We start from the raw sequence: 17,274 nt of genomic DNA, 5'->3' as shown, positions 1-17,274 counted from the left end.
CCCGGTACGACAAACTCGCCGTCCGCTACGAAGCGACCGTGCTGGTCGCAGCCATCAACGAGTGGCTATGACCAGCACTTTCGCAACAGGCCCTAGTGGCAGTCCATCAACCCGACGGAGCCGCAGCCATCGACGGCCGACTCGATGCGCAACTGCTGGAGAGGGTGCTCAGGGGCCTCAGGAGATTCTGACCGACATGCGGTTTGCAGGCGTCGACGTACAGCGCGCCCCCTACCTGCATGACGAGCGAGAGCATCATGGACCCACGCGGCGGAAACCGTGAGCAGCAGGCGTGAGGCAGCTCTTGGCGGCCCGTGGCGTATGTGCGCGATCGTTTCAGTACGCGTCACCGCGTGACGCCTGCCCATCACGCACATACGACCAGACGACGGCTCGGCCCGTCACCGCGGCAGTGCGCGGGTGTTGTGGAAGTGCACGGTCGACTCCCAGTTCTCGCGGGCAGCGGCGAGGCGCCACTGACACAGGGGCAGTCCGCCGGGGCCGTACTTCGAGGTCGGCCGTTGGCAGCCGGAGCAGGGGCCGGTGTAGCTGCTGGAGGTGGTGATGGTGGAGGGGGCGGGTTCGCTGATCGGCGGCGGGGGAGTACTGGTCATCACAGGGCGACCTGTCCGAGCGAGGAAGGGGGGGGCGGACGCCGCGGTGCGAGGCGGGCAGGTGCAGTGCAGGGAGCCGTCAACACGACGCGGTGGCAGGGGCCGGGCTGCTGGGTAACGGGATGTCGAGTGTGGTGTCGGGGGTGCTGTGGCTGCGTGCGCGTATGCCCGTGGCCAGGAGCCGGCGGGCTTCGTCCTGGCTGACGGGGCGCCGTCGTTTGCCGATGGTGTAGCAGTCACCGGCGTGGACCTCGATGGGGCGGCGCCCTTCCCCGATGCCGAGCGCGATCATCCCAGTGCGGCTGCGGGGGCCGACTCTGCCGGGCGCGTTCCTGTCCGGCTTCGTGCTGTTGTACGGCAGGACTTTCGCGTCGATGCGCTGAAGGCACATGGCGTGCCAGGTCCTCAATGTGAGCAGTCGTGCCAGGTCAGCAGGTAGGCCATCGAACACAGTCTCGCTCCTGATCCGGCAGGCGGCACGGCCCCGTCACTCGCATAATCGAATTTTGGTTCGTTACGGTGAGAGCAGGTAGCCCGGACCCTTCCCGCGCGACCTCATCCAGCTGCAAGCGGCCTTCAACCGCACCTACGACGCCCTCGCCGCACTGCGCCCCGCCGCACACCGCGCATGTGGAGCTCCGGCGGCGTCTTCTGGCTCCCCGAGGCGGTTCCATGCGGCGGCACTTCACCACAACCGCGTCCTGCTCCTGCGCGTCCTACTACTGAGCGCCGACAGGAGTCGGCTACCCCGGGGGATCAGGACGTGAGTCATGCAGAAGCACACGATCGGCCGGCACATCTCACCGTTCTTTTGGCTCCCGCGTGGTGCGAGGCGACAGCCACCCACGTCCGTCCGGCGCCTGGTGAGGTTCTGGCTGTTCGTGCTTGCCTCCGGGGCCGGGCTCACCGCGCTCGACTGGGACGATGATTTCGGCGGCAGCCACCTCATGGCACTGCTGCTCCTCTTCCATATCGTCGACGACATCGGCGACGGGGTACGGCACCGCTGGCCGGCCGCACTGGCTGCGGTAGCGGTCTTGTGGGGCGCCACCCGGCTCACCAGCGCCGTCCTGCCCGGCTCCCTCGACGATACCTGGGCGCAGAGTGTCGCCGCCGCTGTCGGTGTCACGCTCGGGCTGGCAGCGAGCGCCGCGATCACACGGCTTCCGGAACGCCGACTACATCGGCCCGCTGGGGGACACGACTCCGGGGTCGGCGGACAGGACTCTCGGTAAAGGACATGGCAGCTGACCTCGGTGACAACACATCTGCCTTTGTGACACCTAGCGCGCTTCAGCTCAGGACCGGAGGTGGCGTCTTCGGGTCGATGTCATTGGCCGTGAGTCGCTGACCATGAACGCCACGGCGAGGGCGGGAGCGAAACACCGCTCGCCCTGCATCGCGTAGCACTTCGGGCATGTGCCCTGGTGCCTGGGATCGGGCGGCTGCACAGGCATCCGGTATGTGACCATCGGCGTTCCGTACTTACCGCGCACTGTGTCCTCCAGGCTCAGCCACGCTCATCGCGTCAAGTGATCAACGCGGGCGCAACGACGTCACGTTCGGGCCGATCCCATTCGGTCGCCCGGTCGAACTATCCGCGAGGGAAGTAATGCCGCGCCCGACCATTTGATGCATCTGATGCAATTAAGCGCGTTTCAGGCAGGTCTGCGGAACCTGACCGCCGCGAACGACGCGCCACAGACTTCCCTCCCGCTCGCGATATGCCGGCCCGTTCTGCGTTCGGCCGACCGCGACGACGCAGGACCGCACGACATCGCTGCGCTTGAGGTGGTGATGGACGGGCGAGTTCATTGTCGCCACCGTCCCGTCGTACGGGCCCGGGCGTCGGACCGCGATCCGCTGCACCGCCCGCCACTTGCTTGCGCACGGCGCAGCAGCGGACGCGAGTACGGAAGCCACGCTCGGGATGCCAGCCTGTGCGGGGGTGGCCATGGAGAAACCGGAGAGGGGCGCGGCCACCAGTATCAATCGTCGGATCAGGCTGCTCAGCTTCGGCCAACGTGATGATCAGTTTGCTGCCCTTCGGGCGCTGCTCGCGCTCCAGCTCCGTCAGGGCGGGAATCGCCTCGGCCAACGGACCGTACGGGCGATGGGCAGGCGCAGGGTCCGGGCCACCTCCTCCAGGTCGGCGGTCACCGGTCGGCCCGTCATCGCCCGGAACGGGCCGGGCAGTGCGCTTCTGATCATTTTGGCCGGGGTCGGGACGATGTCGATGATGGTTCCGTCGGCCTTCAGCAGCGTTCGGGCTGTAGCGAAGGGAAGCATGCCGGGCGTGTCGAAGACGAGAGCGAAGCGTTCCGCGAGGACGGCCGGGTCGAAGCCGAAACCCACGACCGGCTCGACGCCGAGCTCGCGGGCCTCGTCGGCCGCAGGGTTGCGGCAGCTGCCGACGACCGAGACTCCCCGCGCCCGGGCGAACCGGACGGCGGCCCGGCCCACCCTGCCCAGGCACCCGTTGACGAAAACCGTCTGCCTGGGCCGGACGTCCGCCGTGGCCTGGCAGGCAGTCACGCCCGCGGTCGGCAGCGCGGCGGCCTGCTGCTCCGAAAGGTCCACCGGTTTGAGCACGACCGCCTTTTCCGTGGCCGTCACCATCTCGGGCAACGTCCCCGCGTGCCGGAACCGAGCGTGGGGCGAGTACCGCGTCGCCGGCCTTCGGGCGGGTGACGCCTGCGTCGACCGCCTGGACGGCTCCGGCGAGGTCGTGCCCCATCGCCCGAGGGAAAGGAGCGGCCGGTCATCAGCTTCATCTCGCCGTTGCGCATCTTCCAGTCCAGCGCGTTGGAAGCCGCCGCTCGGACGCGGACGAGAACCTCATCCGGACCCGGGCGTGCTGGCTCGAACTCAGCGAGCCGCATCACCTCCGGGCCGCCGTAGCGGTCGTACTGAAGGCGCTTCACGAGGCGTATTCGTCCGAGATCTCGGTCGCGTAGTTCTTCCAGAGCGGTTGCATGGTCTCGGCGTTGACCGGCTGCCCGGAATCGATCATGGCCTTGAAGTCGCGGAAGTACTGCACATACAGGTCCGGCGTGAAGGTGTTCAGCATGACCGCGTTCTCGTCGCCGACGTTGGCGAACGTGTGCGGCGCGCCGGTCGGCACGATGACCCAGGTACCCGGCCCGGCGTCGTAGTGGTCCTCGCCGACGGTGAACCGGAAAGTTCCCGCCAGCACGTAGAAACCCTCGTCATGCTGAGCGTGGCGATGCTGCAACGGGCTCGGAGTGCCCGGCGGAATGGTCACCTCGGCGAACCCCAGCCGGTGATCGGTGTGCTCACCGTTCTCCAGGATGCGGATCTGCTGCGCCCCGCTGCCGAGGATCTCGCCCTCACCGGGGCGGACGATGTTTACCTTCGCCACGACTTCTCCTATTGCTCTTACCTGCCTTGGTCACCACCATCCTTGTCCGGGCCGGCTGTGCGCGTCTTGGTCGTCCGTGCACGGTTGCTGGTCACCAGTGCGCGGGCGTTGTAGCCGTACGTCGCTTTGAAGAGCTTGCTGAAATGGGTGGGATCGGAGAATCCCCACCGGGCGGCCACGGCGGTGACCGTACGGCCGCTTCCGGTCAGCTCGGCCCGGCAGCGCTCCAGGCGGCGACGGCGGATCAGGGCCGCGACGGTGAGCGGCTGGTCCTCGAACAGCTTGTGCAGCCGGCGTAGGGATATGTGGTGGGCGGCGGCGATGCCGGGCGGGGACAGATCGGGATCGGCCAGCCGGGCCTCGATGTAGCCGACGATCCGGTCCCGCAGCCACTCGTCCGGGACCAGTTGTTCGTCGCCCAGCCGGGCCTCCAGTGCGACCGCGATCAGCTCGACGACGGCCGCCGCCGACCGCAGCGCCTCCGCCTCGCGGAACTCGGTCGCCGACCGCGCCAACTCCTGGGCCAGCACGGAGACGAGAGCGCCCGGGCCGTGGCTGCCGTCGATGCGTACGCCGATGAGCCGGTCGATCTGCGCGGGCCGGATCCGAAGCTCCCGGCGCGGAACCAGGATGGTGACGTGCGCCGCAGCCGTGCTCTCGAACCGGAGCGTACGCGTGGGATCGAGCAGTACCAGGTCGGCCGGCCCCAGTTCGGCGTCGCCGCGCCCCTGCTCGATCCGCGTCCGGCCCCTGGTCATCACCTTGACCGCCAGGTTCACGCCATCCGAGGCGTCGCGCTCGCGCCCGATGCAGGCGCTCTCGGGCGTGTCGAGGGAGACCAGCCGCAGCGGCCCGAGGTCACAGGCGGCGATCCCGCCCCGGAAGCCAGCCCCAGCCCCGGCCAGCTTGTTGACCAGCGGCGGAAACCCGCTGGCGGCCAGCTCGGCCTGGAACGCCTCAAGGTTGCCGGTCACCGGTCAATGATAGATGGCGACACTTCTGCTCGGGACCGGACCGCGCGTCGATCTACGTTCAGGCGTTACGCGCCCGGCCGGCCTGGACGTCACGATCCGGTCCTCGAACATCCCGGGGGAGCCATCGCTCCCTCGGGATGCCCCTGCCAAGGGATCAGCTGTGTCGGTTCCTGAGATGACAAGGTGAGCGCACCTTCGGAGCAGGCCAGCGTGTGGAACGTCCGCCCCTACTTCGAGCGCCCCGGACGTGATCGCCGAACTCGCTGGTGTGTTCGCCGTGCTACTGGTGGAGATGATCGGCAAGACTGGTCTGGACAGGGCGGTAACCGGGGAAGTGGGCTTCAGTGGCCTGCGGCAAGTTGCACAGCGGCGGCGGCGCCGGCCAGGTAGCCCGACGCGATGGCAGCCGCCATTGACGGCGGGACCGAGGTGGCCGCGTCCCCGGCCGCGTACAACCCCGAGACACCGGTCCGGGACATCACGTCCACCTTGATCGCCTCGACGCTGAGCATTTCGTCCGGTTCGGTCAGGGCTGCTCCGAGGTCGCGGGCCAGCGAGGAGCGCTGGTAGAGAGTCGTCTTGACCAACAGGGCCCCGATGGGGAGTTCTGTGCCGTCGGCGAATATCGCGGCCCGCAACTCGGCCCCCGGCCCGTCGAGGCCGGTGATCGGCCGCTCTTCCAGGCCCACTCCGCCGACGGCCAACTGCTCGCGCTGCTCGTCGGACAGCTCGCCGCCGTTGGTCAGCAATGTGATCTGATCACTCCAAGCACGGAGGTTCAGAGCTCCGTGCACGCCGACCGCGCCGGCGGCGACAACGCCCATGGGGCGGTCGCGGACTTCCCAGCCGTGGCAGAACGGACAGTGGAAGACCGACTTGCCCCATCGCTCGTCCATGCCGGGCAGCCGTGGGTAGCGGTAGTCCATTCCGGGGGCCAGGACCATGCTTCGGGCTCGCTCGCGACGGCCGTCGCTGAAAGTCACAGCGAAGCTTCCGTCGTCCTCCTGCACTCCGTGGGCGACTACGCCCCGGTGTACCTCGACGGACGGGTAGGCCGTCAGTTCCGCGCGCCCTGCGGCATAGAACGCAGCGGGAGAGCGTCGATCGTGTCCGAGCAGACCTCCGATGCCCGAGGCGGGGAGGTTGCTCTGCTGGCCGGCGTCGATAACCAGTGTCCTTAGCCGGGCCCGGCCGAGTGTGAGCGCGGCACTCATTCCGGCGGCCCCCGCGCCGACCACGATGCACTCCCTCGTACCGGTGTCGTCTTCTGTCATGACACCCACTGAACCAGCCGCTGACGTGCGCGGACATACACAGGTGGCGCGGCTGAATACGAGCTTGTACGGCGCATAGAATCGAGCGGGTGGACATGATCAGTCAGGCGATCTCCAGCCTCCGGGTCGGACGTGGGACCGTCCGACGATTTCGGCAATCGGGTTCGTGGGGTATGCGGTACTCCGGCTTGACCGGGAGCGGTTTCCACGTGGTCCTCCGGGGCAGCGGATGGCTCATCGCCGCCGACGCGCCGCCCGTCGCCTTGCAGCCGGGCGATGCCGTCCTGATCACGTCCGGAGCGGACCACGGGCTCAGCCACGCGCCGTGTGCACTTCACGACCTGCCACAGGTGGCGCTGAGCCTGGACCAGCCGACCTCCGGCCCCGCCGACTTCGAATTCCTCTGCGGCGCCTACCGGTTGGACCACGGCCGGGTGCACCCCTACCTCGCGGTGATGCCGGACCTGCTCGTGGTGTCTCCCGATCACGAGCGGTTCCCGGCGTTACGCCCGGTCGTCAGCCTGCTGGACGACGACGCGTCACAAGCGCAGACAGGTACAGGAGTGGCCCGGACGGCGATACTCGATCTGATGCTCTTTCACGTCCTGCGTCAGTGGATGGAGGACGAGGGCTCGAAGGACCTGCCCGCGATGTCCGATCCGGCGATCACCGCCGTGCTGCGCACCATCCACAACAGTCCGCAGACCCAGTGGACGGCTTCGAGACTCGGCGAGAGCGTGGGCATGTCCCGGGTGGCGTTCACGAGACGCTTCACCTCAGTGGTCGGCAAGCCACCCATGACGTATCTGAGGGACTGGCGACTGGGCTGTGCCGCGCGGCTGCTCCGGGAAACCGACGCATCGTTGGCCGCGATAGCCCGGCAGATCGGATACTCGACCGAATTCGCTTTCGCAGGGGCGTTCCGTCGCGAGTACGGCGTCTCACCGGGGCGGTTCCGGCAGGTGAACAAGGCACAGCATCAGCAGGGCGGCCGGAGATGACGGCAAGCATCACGCAGACTCACGCTGCGGCCTCGACCTGCCGCTCAACTTTTGGCACCATCCGGACCAAGCGGCTCGTGAGATGCGGCTCTGCACCGATGCGCCGGACAAACCCCACCTCCGGCATCCGCACAACGCCACCGGTGCGCCTGTCCGAACGGGAGACCTCGCAAGGAACCGACCTTGGCCAGCTGCCGGAGCATCCCGCCCTCGCCGGTTAGCGCAAACCCTGGGCCTGGGCGCGGTCGGCCAACTTGCACATGAGCTGGTTGTCCACCCCGTTCGCCTGCTGCGGCTCAGCAGCCTTGACGGACTGGTTCCTCGGTCACGTTGCTGCTGGTCATCGATGCATCTTCCTTGATCAGGAGTTATCACGACGTTACAGTCCCACCGGCTGGGCTGCCGTTTCAGGTCAGGAGAAGGTCCAGGGTGCGGCTCCTTTCGTTGCGCTTGACGTTCAACATCAGGCGTCGAACGAGACTTGAGCTTGGTCGACGTTGTCCCCTTTCATCGGAGGTGTAGGGGGTGTGGCTCGATCCTGTGCTCAGCGATAACGCAGCACGGAGGCGCGGATCGTGGGACTGGTCGAGCACGAGGCTCAGTGAGGCGCGCTGACGGTGGTGGCGGAGTTCCGGTCGGAGCTGTACGCATGCCTGCTTTCCCGTAGCGACGCGCTGTTGTGTATGGAGGGTCCAGTTCGCTCTCTCGTGGACCTGTCGCTCGCTCCGGAACACCGGCGCGGCCACGGGGCCCTGTACGCCGGGATCAACGGGAGCTGGATGGATGTCGTCCGACTGCGGCGGGCGGCTCACGGAGTGCACGAGCCGGACGTTCGCCGACGCCCGCCACCGGGCGGGTGTGTTGCCGAGCACGAGCGCCGTCAGCAGCTCAGCGGACGACACGCCGGCCAAGTCCTGCAACACCACCCACGAGCGAGAGGCGCTCCAGGGGCGCAATATCCGGGCCCCACGGTCTGGGCGGACCAGCGCGACGGGTCAAGCCCTCGCCGGCAGCTGCTCCGAGCCCTCGCGCACGAGCCGCCGAAACCTCTCGAAGTCCGGGCGGCTGCCGATCGCACAGGTGCTCAGCTCTGAAGCCGTCCGGCGTCAGGCCGAGGCGCCGGGCTGCTGCTGTCGCATGGCGCGTCATGCGTCGGAGATGCCGGACTCCTTGACGAACGCCAGCTCATCGCCGACGAACCACCCTTCGACGGCCTGTCCGTCACGGAACCGCAGGAAGCCAGCTTCCTCGAAGGCGAACCGGCGGCCGTTGGGCTCGATCCCGAGGAACGGCTGACTTCCGGTGAACGAACCGTTCACGGTGAAAGCACCGGCCACCAGCTCTCCATCGGCGACGCAGTGGTGGACGGTGCAGGTCCAGTCCGGGAAGGACGCCTTGATTCCGCTCAGGCCCCGCAGGAACATGCGTTTTCCCGAGAGCGCCGCGTTCGGCGGGGGCGGCGGTCCGCCGAGGAGCGCGAACGACGTGTTCAGACCTGTCCGGTGTACGACGAAGTCGTCGGCGAACAAGGCGTCGGCCAGTTCGAGGTCGGCGCGGCCGACGACGTCCTCGACGATCCTGCGGTACACTTGGGCGGGGGTCATCGCGAACTCCTGTCGGAGAAAGGGGGCTTGACGGGTCCCGTCCCGCCATGGGCGGCGACCCACCGGGTGTGAACGGCGCTCCATCGCTCGTCGGTCGAGTCACCGGCCCACGCCACGTACCCGTCGGGCCGGACCAGCAGGGCGGGGCCGTCCTTCTCACGGTGCACGACCCCCATCGAGGCCGGGACGCCCAGAGGTATGCCGACGCCTTGTTCGAGGACCAGCAGAAACCCGGGCGTGCGCAGCGCTGTGAAGAGCCTGTCCCCGTCATGGAGGGGAAGGTCCGGGGCGCGGGTCCCGGTGAGCCGGTGCTCTCCGCGTCGACGCCCGTAGGCGATGCCTATGCCGGAGAAGGTCTGCGCCGCCTTGGAGGCCGTCGGCCGTAGGCCAAGGATCAGCCGGAGCAGTCCGGTGCGCAGCAGCCGCAGGGGAAGAGGCCGTACCGTCATCGCACGGATCATCGCGCCGCTGCTGCGCAGTACGGTTCGGCCGACCGGGTGGCGTTCGGCCTGGTAGGTGTCGAGGATCTTCGGGTCGGCCCCGTCGAGGGCGGCGGCGAGTTTCCATCCGAGGTTGGCGGCATCCTGAATGCCTGTGTTCATGCCCTGGCCCCCGGCGGGGGAGTGCGCGTGCGCCGCGTCTCCGCAGAAGAAGACCCGTCCGTCGCGATAGGACGGCAGTTGGCGCTCGTCGCAGTGGAACCTCGAGGTCCACGCGACCTTCCGAAGTCCGAAGGAGGTGCCCATGACGCGCCGCAGCACTCGGCGGATCGCCTCCGGATCGACGGGTGCGTCCTTGTCCTGCTGGTCGTGCCGGTCCCATGTGATGACCCGGTACATCCCGTCGCCGAACGGTGCGAGGAACGCGAAGCAGTCCTTGGCCGCGTTCACCGTCACCAGGCTCTGCGGCGGGGTGTCGAGGTAGGCGTCGGCGAGCACCACCGAGCGCAGGAGGGAGCGGCCCGGGAACGGCTGTCCGGTGATCCGGCGTACGGGACTGTGGACCCCGTCGGCGGCGACCAGGTAGCGGCACGTCCACTCCTCGGTGACATCGCTGCGGCGCCCCACCACCCGGACCGTGTCTGCTTGTTGTGCCACGTCCGTGACCTCGACTCCGCGCTCCACGACCGCGCCTTGGGCGTGCGCGTACCGTTCGAGGAGCCGGTCGACGTTCGACTGCGGGGTGACCAGGATGCAGGGGTAAGGCGACTGCAGCCGCCTCAGGTCGATCTCTGTCTTCCCGAGCAGCCGCAGGCCGGGAGCGCAGACACCGGTCGTGGTCAGTTCCTCGGCGAGGCCGCGCTGGTCCAGGAATTCCAGTGTGCGGGCATGCACACCGAAGGCGCGGCTCAGGTCGGACGGCTGTCCTCGTTTCTCCAAGACCGTTACCGAGCGGCCCGCGCGGGCTATCTCGGCGGCAGCCGTGAGGCCGGCGGGGCCTGCTCCCACGACGACGACGTCGAAGTGCTGCACTGTGTCCTCCCGTGACATTGGACGTTGGACAGGGGTGAAGGTCGCGCGCGGTCGGCGCCGCGGGGCCGGCCTCAGTCGCCGTTGCGGGCCAGGTCGAGGGCTATGTCGGCGAGCATGTCCTCCTGGCCGCCGACCAGGCATCGCCTGCCTGCTTCGATCAGCAGCGCGCGGGCGTCGACGTGGTATCGCTCGGCCATGGTTTCCGCGTGCCTGAGGAAACTGGAGTAGACGCCGGCGTATCCGAGAGTGAGCGTTTCCCGGTCGACGCGTACCGGCCGGTCCTGCAGGGGGCGGACGAGCCGCTCGGCGGCATCCTGGAGCGCGAACAGGTCGCAGCCGTGTTCCCAGCCCTCGACGGTGGCGACGGCGATGAACGGCTCGATGGGGCAGTTGCCGGCTCCGGCGCCATGACCTGCCAGGGAGGCGTCGACGCGGACCGCGCCCTCCTCGGCGGCGCTCAGCGAGTTGGCCACCGAGAGCGAGAGGTTCTCGTGGGCGTGGACACCGATCTCGGTGCCGGGATCGAGCAGATCGCGGTAGGCCCGGATCCGCTCGCGGACACCACTCATGGTGAGCCGCCCCCCGGAGTCGGTCACGTAGACACAGTGTGCGCCGTACGACTCCATCACGCGTGCCTGCACCGCCAGTTCGGCCGCCGGCAGCATATGAGCCATCATCAGGAAACCCGAGACGTCCATGCCGAGTTCGCGCGCGGTCGTGATGTGCTGGGCCGAGAGGTCGGCCTCGCTGCAGTGTGTGGCCACCCGCACCGACCGGACGCCCAGAGCGAAGGCCCGCTTGAGATCCGCGATTGTTCCGATGCCCGGCAGCAGCAGTGTGGTGAGCCGGGCTCGGGAGATGCTCGCGGCCGCCGCCTCGATCCATTCCCAGTCGGTGTTGCTGCCGGGTCCGTAGGTGAGAGTGCCGCCGGCGAGGCCGTCGCCGTGGGCGACCTCGATGCCGTCGACACCGGCGGCGTCCAGGGCGGCGGCGATATTGGCCACCTGTTCAGGGGTGATCAGGTGCCGCATCGCGTGCATGCCGTCCCGGAGTGTCACATCCTGGACGAACAGCCGGCGGCTCATCGGACTCCCGCCAGAGGTTGGGCGGCGATCCGTTCCGCGACCGCCAGAGCCGCGGACGTCATGATGTCGAGGTTGCCGGCGTAGGCCGGGAGGTAGTGCCCCGCCCCCTCGACCTGGAGGAACACGCTCACCCGGTGCGTGACATCGGCGCTGCCGACCAGGGTGCGCACCTGCTCGGTGACCGGATGGATCTGCACCCGCTGCTTGAGCCGGTAGCCGGGCACGTACGCTGCGACCTCGGCCGCCATCTGCTCGACGGAGGCGACGACCCGTTCGTGCAGGGCGGGATCCGGATCCCCGATCAGGCACAGCACCGTGTCGCGCATGACCGGCGGTGGTTCCGCCGGGTTGAGGACGATGACCGCTCTGCCGCGCCCGGCACCGCCGACGGTCCTGATCGCGGTCGCCGTGGTCTCGGTGAACTCGTCGATGTTGGCGCGAGTGCCCGGCCCGGCCGACCGTGACGCGATGGACGCGACGATCTCCGCATACGGTACGGGCGTCACCCGTGAGACCGCGGCGACGACCGGGATGGTGGCCTGGCCCCCGCAGGTGACCATGTTGAGGTTCGGCTCTCCCAGATGCTGCTCGAGGTTCACCGCGGGCACGACGAACGGACCCGGCGCCGCCGGGGTGAGATCGATGAGACGCTTGCCGTACGGCCCCAGCGCACGCGCGTTGGCCAGGTGTGCCTTGGCCGATGTGGCGTCGAAGACGATGTCGATCTCGTCGAACGAGGGCAGCGAGATCAGTCCGGCGACGCCCTCGGCCGTCGTGGTCACGCCGAATCGCTCGGCGAGCGCCAGCCCGTCCGACGCGGGGTCGATGCCGATCATCGCGGCCATCTCCAGACGCTCGGACAGACGGAGCACCTTGATCATCAGGTCGGTGCCGATGTTGCCGGAACCGATCACGGCCACCTTTGTCATGAGGGTCCTCCGGTGAACGTGGTGCCGACGGTGCCGAGTCCGGTGATCTCAGCCTGGAAGGTGTCGCCCGCGGTCACTTCGGCCATGGGGCCGAGGGCGCCGGACATGACGATGTCGCCCGCCCGCAACGGCCTGCCGTGTGCACGGGCGGTGGTAGCCAGCCAGGCCACGGCCCGGAGCGGGTCGCCCAGACAGTCGGCGCCGGTGCCGGTGGAGACGACGTGGCCGTCCCGTCGCATCGTCATCGCGCACCCGCGCAGATCGAGTCCGTCGAGCGCACGCGGCTGCGAGCCGAGCACGAAAAGGCCGGACGAGGCGTTGTCGGCGATCGTGTCGACGATGGATATGTCCCAGCCCCGGATCCGGCTGTCCACGATCTCCAGTGCGGCGACCACATGGCCGGTTGCGGCCCTGACCTCGTCCGGCCCGACGGCGGGAATGTCCAGATCACGGGCGAGTACGAACGCGATCTCGGCCTCGATCTTCGGCTGCATCAGGCGGGTGATGTCGAGGAGTTCCCCGTCGCGGCGCGCCATGTCGTCGAACAGGACGCCGAAGTCGGGTTGGTCGACACCGAGTTGCACCTGGACCAGCGGGTTGGTGAGGCCGATCTTGCGACCGATCACACGGGCGCCTGTCCCCTCGTGCGCGGCCGCCCACGCGGACTGCACGGCGTACGCGGCGTCGAGGTCCCCCGGAGGCAGCAGGCCGCGCACCGGTGGACCGGGGCGGCCCGATATCCAAGCTCTGAGCAGTTGACGCAGCGCGTCCAGCACGTCGTGGTCGTCGGTGGAAACAGTCATCTCACATCACCTCGAAGGTGGTACCGATGCCCATACCCGTGATCCATTCCGGCACCGGCTCGTACGAGGTCCACAGCAGCGGCTTGCCGACAGCGGCCAGACCCGCCAGCCAGCAGCGGATCTCGTGGCCGCCGCTGCCTGCGTGACGCTCCAGTCCCTCGTGGCCGAGTGCGGTGACCGACGTGAGTGCGAGCGCACTGAGCTGCCTGAGGAACCAGGCGTCCCATTCGGCGTTGACCCGGGCGGACGGGTCGCCGCCCATCGCACGGACCCGGGGTTCACGGGCCGCCGCGAAGGCGTGGACGTTCTGGCGGCCGTGGATCAGCGATCGGCGCTTGTCCTCGGCGACCGATGCGTCACGGGGATCGTTGGAGGGCAACCAGTGGGACAGCCCGCCGCTCGCGGCGACGAGTACCCGGCCGGGAAAGTCGGAGCCGCGGATCGCCGCGCCCAGGGCGACGCCCAGGGCGACACAGCGGTCCATGCTGGGCAGGGGCGGGGCTGCGGTGTTGACGACCACAGGCACCATGGGGATCCTGGCGCCTGTTGTCATCATCTCGTAGCTCTGCACGATGCCGTGGTCGACGGTCAGTGCGTACGACAGCGACATGTCGAAGTTCGCCGAGGTCAGCCCTTCGAGGATCGACCAGGCGAGCGGTGAGGCCACTGGCAGGGAACCCGCCGTGCCCCCGAAGTCGCCGAATGCCTCGGCCGACTCGACACCCAGGACGAACGGCGGCATCACGTCGTAGAAGTTCGCGTGGAAGTGGTCGGGGCCGATGACGACGATCGCGTCCGGCGCCAGATCGGCCACGGCGGCCGCAACCCTCGCGCTGTCGGCGAGGAAACTACCCCCCGGCCCGGAGGCCGATGCCGGCGGGAGGAGAGTGACGAAGGGGGAATGGGACATCCCCACGAAACCGATGATCTGGCTCATGCCGGGTCCTGGTGCAGGAGGAGGAAGTCACGATGGGCGCGCAGGTAGTCGTCGACCTTCTCCCATTGCGGCCAGTGCCCGGCGTCCTCGATGACGTGCAGACGGCCGTCGGAGAGCCACCGGAGGAGCATCTCGGCCTCGTCGAGCCCGCCCGTGGGGTCGTGGTCGGTCCACAGCAGCAAGGTCGGGGCGCTGATCGCGGAGACCCACTCCGGCGACCAGGCGAAGTCCTCGCGGATACGGGGGTCCTGCAGCACCAGGGTGTTGGTGATCGCCTGGACGAAGCCGGGGCGACTGTAGACGGCGCGCCGCAGATTCACCAGCTCCTCGGTCACCATCTCCTTGTGGTGGAACAGGAACTCCACGCGGCGGCGGACCGTCTCCGGGCCCGGGTCCCGGACGGCGGCCAGGGTGCTGTCGCGCAACGCGGCCATCACCTCGGGCTTGTTGGCGATGTTGCCCGGTGTGTTCAGCACCAGCCGGTCCACCCGCCCGGGGTGGTGTGCCGCGGCCCAGGCCGCTACCCAGCCGCCGAGTGACTCGCCGGACAGGTGCGCGCTGGGCATGTCCAGCGCGTCCATGACCCCCAGCAGGTGGTCGCAGAGAACATCGACCGTGTACGGGCGGTCCGGCAGGTCGGACCAGCCATGGCCGACCATGTCGTAGGCCGTCACCCGGAAGTCGGCGGCCAGCCCCGCGAGGTCGCGGGCGTACGCCTCCAGATGCCCACCGGTGCCGTGCAGCAGGACCAGGTCGGGTCCGGAGCCGGCCCGCAACACCCGCGTGCGGACACCGTCGACGTCGACGTGCAGCACCTCGTGGTCCACGTCGGCCAGCTCGCCCCAGATGCTGATGTGCGGGGGCAGGCCGGTCATGCTGTGTCCTCCGTGAACCGGGCGCGGGCTTCGGCCATGGTGACGAGGCCCGCGCTCTGCCGGCGGGCGACGCCTAGCATCCCGAGCAGGCGGGAGTTCTCGATGGTCAGGAACTCCACCGGATGTTCCGCCGAATCGTTGTAGTGACGGTGCCAGGTCCAGGGCGGGGTGTAGACGAAGTCCCCGGTCGACCACGTGCAGGTGTCGTCCTCCACCTCGCTGTGCCCGTCACCGGCGATGACGTAGTGCACTGTCTCGTGGTGGTGCCGCTGCATGTCGGAGCTGAGGCCCGGCGGGATGGTCTGCCGGAAGATCTCAAACGTCGCGGTCGGCAGCCGGCCGGCGATGGCCAGCTCGGTCGGGTTGTGCACCTCCCCAGGTGGAAGCCGTTCAAGTTCCGCCGCATGGACCACGATCGGCCGTGCCTCACTGGGAGGCACGGTGCTGGAGATCGCTCCGAGGAAGTCCGTCATGCTGAAGCCAGGACCCGACAACGCCATCAGATGGTCTCCGTTCGTCCGCCGTCAACGGTGAGTACGGTTCCGTTGACGTAACCTGCGTCGGCTGAGGCGAGGAATGCCACAGCCGCTGCGATCTCTTCCGGACGGGCCGCACGCCCGACCGGGACATTCGCCGCGTCCTGGGCGTCGAGGTCGTCGTAACCACGGCCGGTCGCCCGCGCGCGGCTGGTCAGAATCTGTTTGCGCCGCCCGGTGGCGGTCGGGCCGGGTGCCACACAGTTGACGGTGACGCCGTGCGTCGCGAACTCCAGGGACAGCAGTTTGGCCGCCGCCGTCACCGCCGAGCGCAGCACGACGGAGGCCGCGAGGTCGGGCTGCGGCTGCCGGACCGCGGTCGAGGTCACGAACACCACCCGGCCGAACCCGCGCGCCGCCATTCCGGGCAGCACCTGTCGGGCCAGTCGCAGAGGGCCCGACAGCAGAAGCTCGAACGACGACTGCCACTGCTTGTCGTCGACCTCCAGAATACGTCCCGGGGGTGGACCGCCCGCGTTCAACACCAGGACGTCGAGGGCATCGTGCCGCCGTTCGACCTCGCTGATCGTGGCCGCCGCCGAGTCCGGCTCTGCCACGTCGCTCACCAGCCAGTCGACGGCCCCCGCGGTGCTCCGGCCCAGCCCGGCCGCCGCGTCGCGCAGAACGGCTTCGCGTCGTCCGGTGATGACCACGCGGTGTCCGGTGCGTGCGAGATGCGCGGCGGTGGCGTGCCCGATACCGGTGGCCCCACCACCCACAAGTGCTGTCCGATCAGTGATGACGGCCTCCGTGGAACATAGGGCGTGATCACTGCGGACGCGATCACGGAGATCAGAGAAGGGAAGAAGCGAAAAAGAGAAGAGAAAAGAAGAAGTTGGAGAAGAAGACAGCGGCGCGAGGGAACGGGAAGCGTCGCGTCGCAGGGATAGCCTGACCCCTACGACAACCGGGAGCCAACCATGAGTCCCACGGAGCGGGACACCGGCGTCGTCGCGGCGGGGGCTCTGAAGCGCGCGGCGGCCATCCTGGGTGCCTTCGACGCGGAGCACCGGGAACTGACACTCGCATCGCTGTCCCGGCGCAGCGGCCTACCGCGTTCTACCACGCACCGCACCGCAGACACCATGATCGAACTCGGCTGGCTGGACAAGCCGGAGCACCACTACCGGATCGGCAACCGGCTCTTCGAGCTCTCGGGCCTGGCGCCGATCCGGCACGAACTGCGTGAGGCCGTGCTGCCGTACCTCCACGACCTTCACCACGCCACCCGTACCACCGTGCAGCTGGGAGTGCTCGACGGACCACGGGTGCTGGTCGTCGAGAAGATCACCGGGCACCGGCCGATGCCGATGCTGTCCCAAGTGGGCGGTACGCTCCCGGCCTACTGCTCCGCCCTCGGACGGGCGATCCTCGCGTGGTCGGACAAGGAGACGATCGACGCCGTCATCGCGGCGGGGCTTCCGGCGCGCACCTCGCGCACCGTCACCGATCCGGTGGCGCTGCGCCGCGAACTGGCCGCTGTCCCGGCCCGCGGGTGGGCGGCGGAGCGCGAGGAGGGCAACATCGGCGTGAGCTGCGTGGGCGCCCCCGTCTTCGGCCCGCTGGGCGATGTCGTTGCCGCGCTTTCGGTCACCGGACCAACCAAACTGGTCCGGGCCGACCGCGCCGGCCCGGCCGTGCGGATGGCCGCCGCTGCCGCCTCACGCGCCTACGCTCCTCGGCGCTGACACCCGCTCCCGGAAGGTGTCCCACCCCGTGGGACACCTTCTTGGTGGAGCACCGTGTGCCCATCACGCTGTGGTCCAGGACACGCCGACCACTTGTCGG

Annotated in this window: 18 protein-coding genes and 1 pseudogene; 3 read left to right on the top strand and 16 right to left on the bottom strand. The window is 68.8% G+C overall.

The window, feature by feature from the left end; all coding sequences use genetic code 11:
* Window positions 1–401 precede the first annotated feature (401 nt).
* Together ACFYXC_RS34195 and ACFYXC_RS34190 are read right to left on the bottom strand one after the other, a co-directional pair.
* On the bottom strand, window positions 402–614 hold the full coding sequence (locus ACFYXC_RS34195; protein WP_389556127.1) for a hypothetical protein: 213 nt from the start codon (window positions 612–614) through the stop codon (window positions 402–404).
* Between the two features lie 79 nt (window positions 615–693).
* On the bottom strand, window positions 694–1,005 hold the full coding sequence (locus tag ACFYXC_RS34190) for a DUF6233 domain-containing protein (RefSeq protein ID WP_389556125.1): 312 nt from the start codon (window positions 1,003–1,005) through the stop codon (window positions 694–696).
* 379 nt (window positions 1,006–1,384) lie between these two features.
* Between ACFYXC_RS34190 and ACFYXC_RS34185 the strand changes: the two genes are divergently transcribed.
* Window positions 1,385–1,849 carry a hypothetical protein gene (locus ACFYXC_RS34185; protein WP_389556123.1) on the top strand — a complete coding sequence of 155 codons (465 nt, stop codon included), beginning with the start codon at window positions 1,385–1,387 and terminating at the stop codon, window positions 1,847–1,849.
* An 838-nt stretch (window positions 1,850–2,687) separates the two neighbouring features.
* On the opposite strand, the gene ACFYXC_RS34180 is transcribed toward ACFYXC_RS34185, so the two are convergent.
* The 5 genes and pseudogenes from ACFYXC_RS34180 to ACFYXC_RS34160 all read right to left on the bottom strand — a co-directional run bounded on the left by ACFYXC_RS34180 (window position 2,688) and on the right by ACFYXC_RS34160 (window position 6,244).
* On the bottom strand, window positions 2,688–3,233 hold the full coding sequence (locus ACFYXC_RS34180; protein ID WP_389556121.1) for a hypothetical protein: 546 nt from the start codon (window positions 3,231–3,233) through the stop codon (window positions 2,688–2,690).
* A gap of 40 nt (window positions 3,234–3,273) precedes the next feature.
* A pseudogene (locus ACFYXC_RS34175) lies at window positions 3,274–3,351 on the bottom strand (hypothetical protein); the annotation flags it as partial.
* A 183-nt stretch (window positions 3,352–3,534) separates the two neighbouring features.
* Window positions 3,535–3,996: a cupin domain-containing protein gene (locus ACFYXC_RS34170; RefSeq protein ID WP_329826216.1), complete on the bottom strand. Its 462-nt coding sequence runs from the start codon at window positions 3,994–3,996 to the stop codon at window positions 3,535–3,537.
* A gap of 17 nt (window positions 3,997–4,013) precedes the next feature.
* Entirely contained in the window at window positions 4,014–4,970 is a 957-nt protein-coding gene (locus ACFYXC_RS34165) for a helix-turn-helix domain-containing protein (RefSeq protein WP_389556119.1), read from the bottom strand.
* A 341-nt stretch (window positions 4,971–5,311) separates the two neighbouring features.
* Window positions 5,312–6,244, bottom strand: a complete 933-nt coding sequence (locus tag ACFYXC_RS34160; protein WP_389556117.1) for an NAD(P)/FAD-dependent oxidoreductase — start codon at window positions 6,242–6,244, stop codon at window positions 5,312–5,314.
* 95 nt (window positions 6,245–6,339) lie between these two features.
* On the opposite strand from ACFYXC_RS34160, the gene ACFYXC_RS34155 reads away from it, so the two are divergent.
* On the top strand, window positions 6,340–7,245 hold the full coding sequence (locus tag ACFYXC_RS34155; protein ID WP_389556136.1) for an AraC family transcriptional regulator: 906 nt from the start codon (window positions 6,340–6,342) through the stop codon (window positions 7,243–7,245).
* 1,145 nt (window positions 7,246–8,390) lie between these two features.
* On the opposite strand, the gene ACFYXC_RS34150 is transcribed toward ACFYXC_RS34155, so the two are convergent.
* From ACFYXC_RS34150 to ACFYXC_RS34110, 9 genes are all read right to left on the bottom strand, one after another.
* Window positions 8,391–8,849, bottom strand: a complete 459-nt coding sequence (locus ACFYXC_RS34150; protein ID WP_389556115.1) for an ester cyclase — start codon at window positions 8,847–8,849, stop codon at window positions 8,391–8,393.
* A complete protein-coding gene (locus ACFYXC_RS34145) occupies window positions 8,846–10,321 on the bottom strand; it encodes an FAD-dependent oxidoreductase (protein WP_389556113.1) in 1,476 nt (491 codons plus the stop codon). Before ACFYXC_RS34145 ends, ACFYXC_RS34150 begins: the two co-directional genes overlap by 4 nt.
* Before the next feature lie 71 nt (window positions 10,322–10,392).
* Window positions 10,393–11,406 carry a 4-hydroxy-2-oxovalerate aldolase gene (dmpG, locus tag ACFYXC_RS34140; RefSeq protein WP_389556111.1) on the bottom strand — a complete coding sequence of 338 codons (1,014 nt, stop codon included), beginning with the start codon at window positions 11,404–11,406 and terminating at the stop codon, window positions 10,393–10,395.
* Entirely contained in the window at window positions 11,403–12,335 is a 933-nt protein-coding gene (locus ACFYXC_RS34135) for an acetaldehyde dehydrogenase (acetylating) (protein WP_389556109.1), read from the bottom strand. The genes dmpG and ACFYXC_RS34135 overlap by 4 nt, the downstream gene beginning before the upstream one ends.
* On the bottom strand, window positions 12,332–13,138 hold the full coding sequence (locus ACFYXC_RS34130; protein WP_389556107.1) for a 2-keto-4-pentenoate hydratase: 807 nt from the start codon (window positions 13,136–13,138) through the stop codon (window positions 12,332–12,334). Before ACFYXC_RS34130 ends, ACFYXC_RS34135 begins: the two co-directional genes overlap by 4 nt.
* Before the next feature lies 1 nt (window position 13,139).
* A complete protein-coding gene (locus ACFYXC_RS34125) occupies window positions 13,140–14,075 on the bottom strand; it encodes a 2,3-dihydroxyphenylpropionate 1,2-dioxygenase (protein WP_388923680.1) in 936 nt (311 codons plus the stop codon).
* Window positions 14,072–14,950, bottom strand: a complete 879-nt coding sequence (locus tag ACFYXC_RS34120; RefSeq protein ID WP_389556106.1) for an alpha/beta fold hydrolase — start codon at window positions 14,948–14,950, stop codon at window positions 14,072–14,074. Before ACFYXC_RS34120 ends, ACFYXC_RS34125 begins: the two co-directional genes overlap by 4 nt.
* The gene (locus ACFYXC_RS34115; RefSeq protein WP_388923686.1) at window positions 14,947–15,321 is read right to left on the bottom strand and encodes a cupin domain-containing protein; all 375 of its coding nucleotides are present in this window, start codon (window positions 15,319–15,321) and stop codon (window positions 14,947–14,949) included. The genes ACFYXC_RS34120 and ACFYXC_RS34115 overlap by 4 nt, the downstream gene beginning before the upstream one ends.
* A 128-nt stretch (window positions 15,322–15,449) precedes the next feature.
* Window positions 15,450–16,205 carry an SDR family oxidoreductase gene (locus tag ACFYXC_RS34110; protein WP_389556104.1) on the bottom strand — a complete coding sequence of 252 codons (756 nt, stop codon included), beginning with the start codon at window positions 16,203–16,205 and terminating at the stop codon, window positions 15,450–15,452.
* A gap of 201 nt (window positions 16,206–16,406) precedes the next feature.
* On the opposite strand from ACFYXC_RS34110, the gene ACFYXC_RS34105 reads away from it, so the two are divergent.
* Window positions 16,407–17,174: an IclR family transcriptional regulator gene (locus tag ACFYXC_RS34105; protein ID WP_389556102.1), complete on the top strand. Its 768-nt coding sequence runs from the start codon at window positions 16,407–16,409 to the stop codon at window positions 17,172–17,174.
* The last annotated feature ends 100 nt before the right edge of the window (window positions 17,175–17,274 follow it).

The sequence above is a fragment of the Streptomyces sp. NPDC002701 genome, from assembly GCF_042889045.1.
Taxonomy (GTDB): domain Bacteria; phylum Actinomycetota; class Actinomycetes; order Streptomycetales; family Streptomycetaceae; genus Streptomyces.
This window is presented reverse-complemented; position numbering and strand designations above follow the sequence as displayed.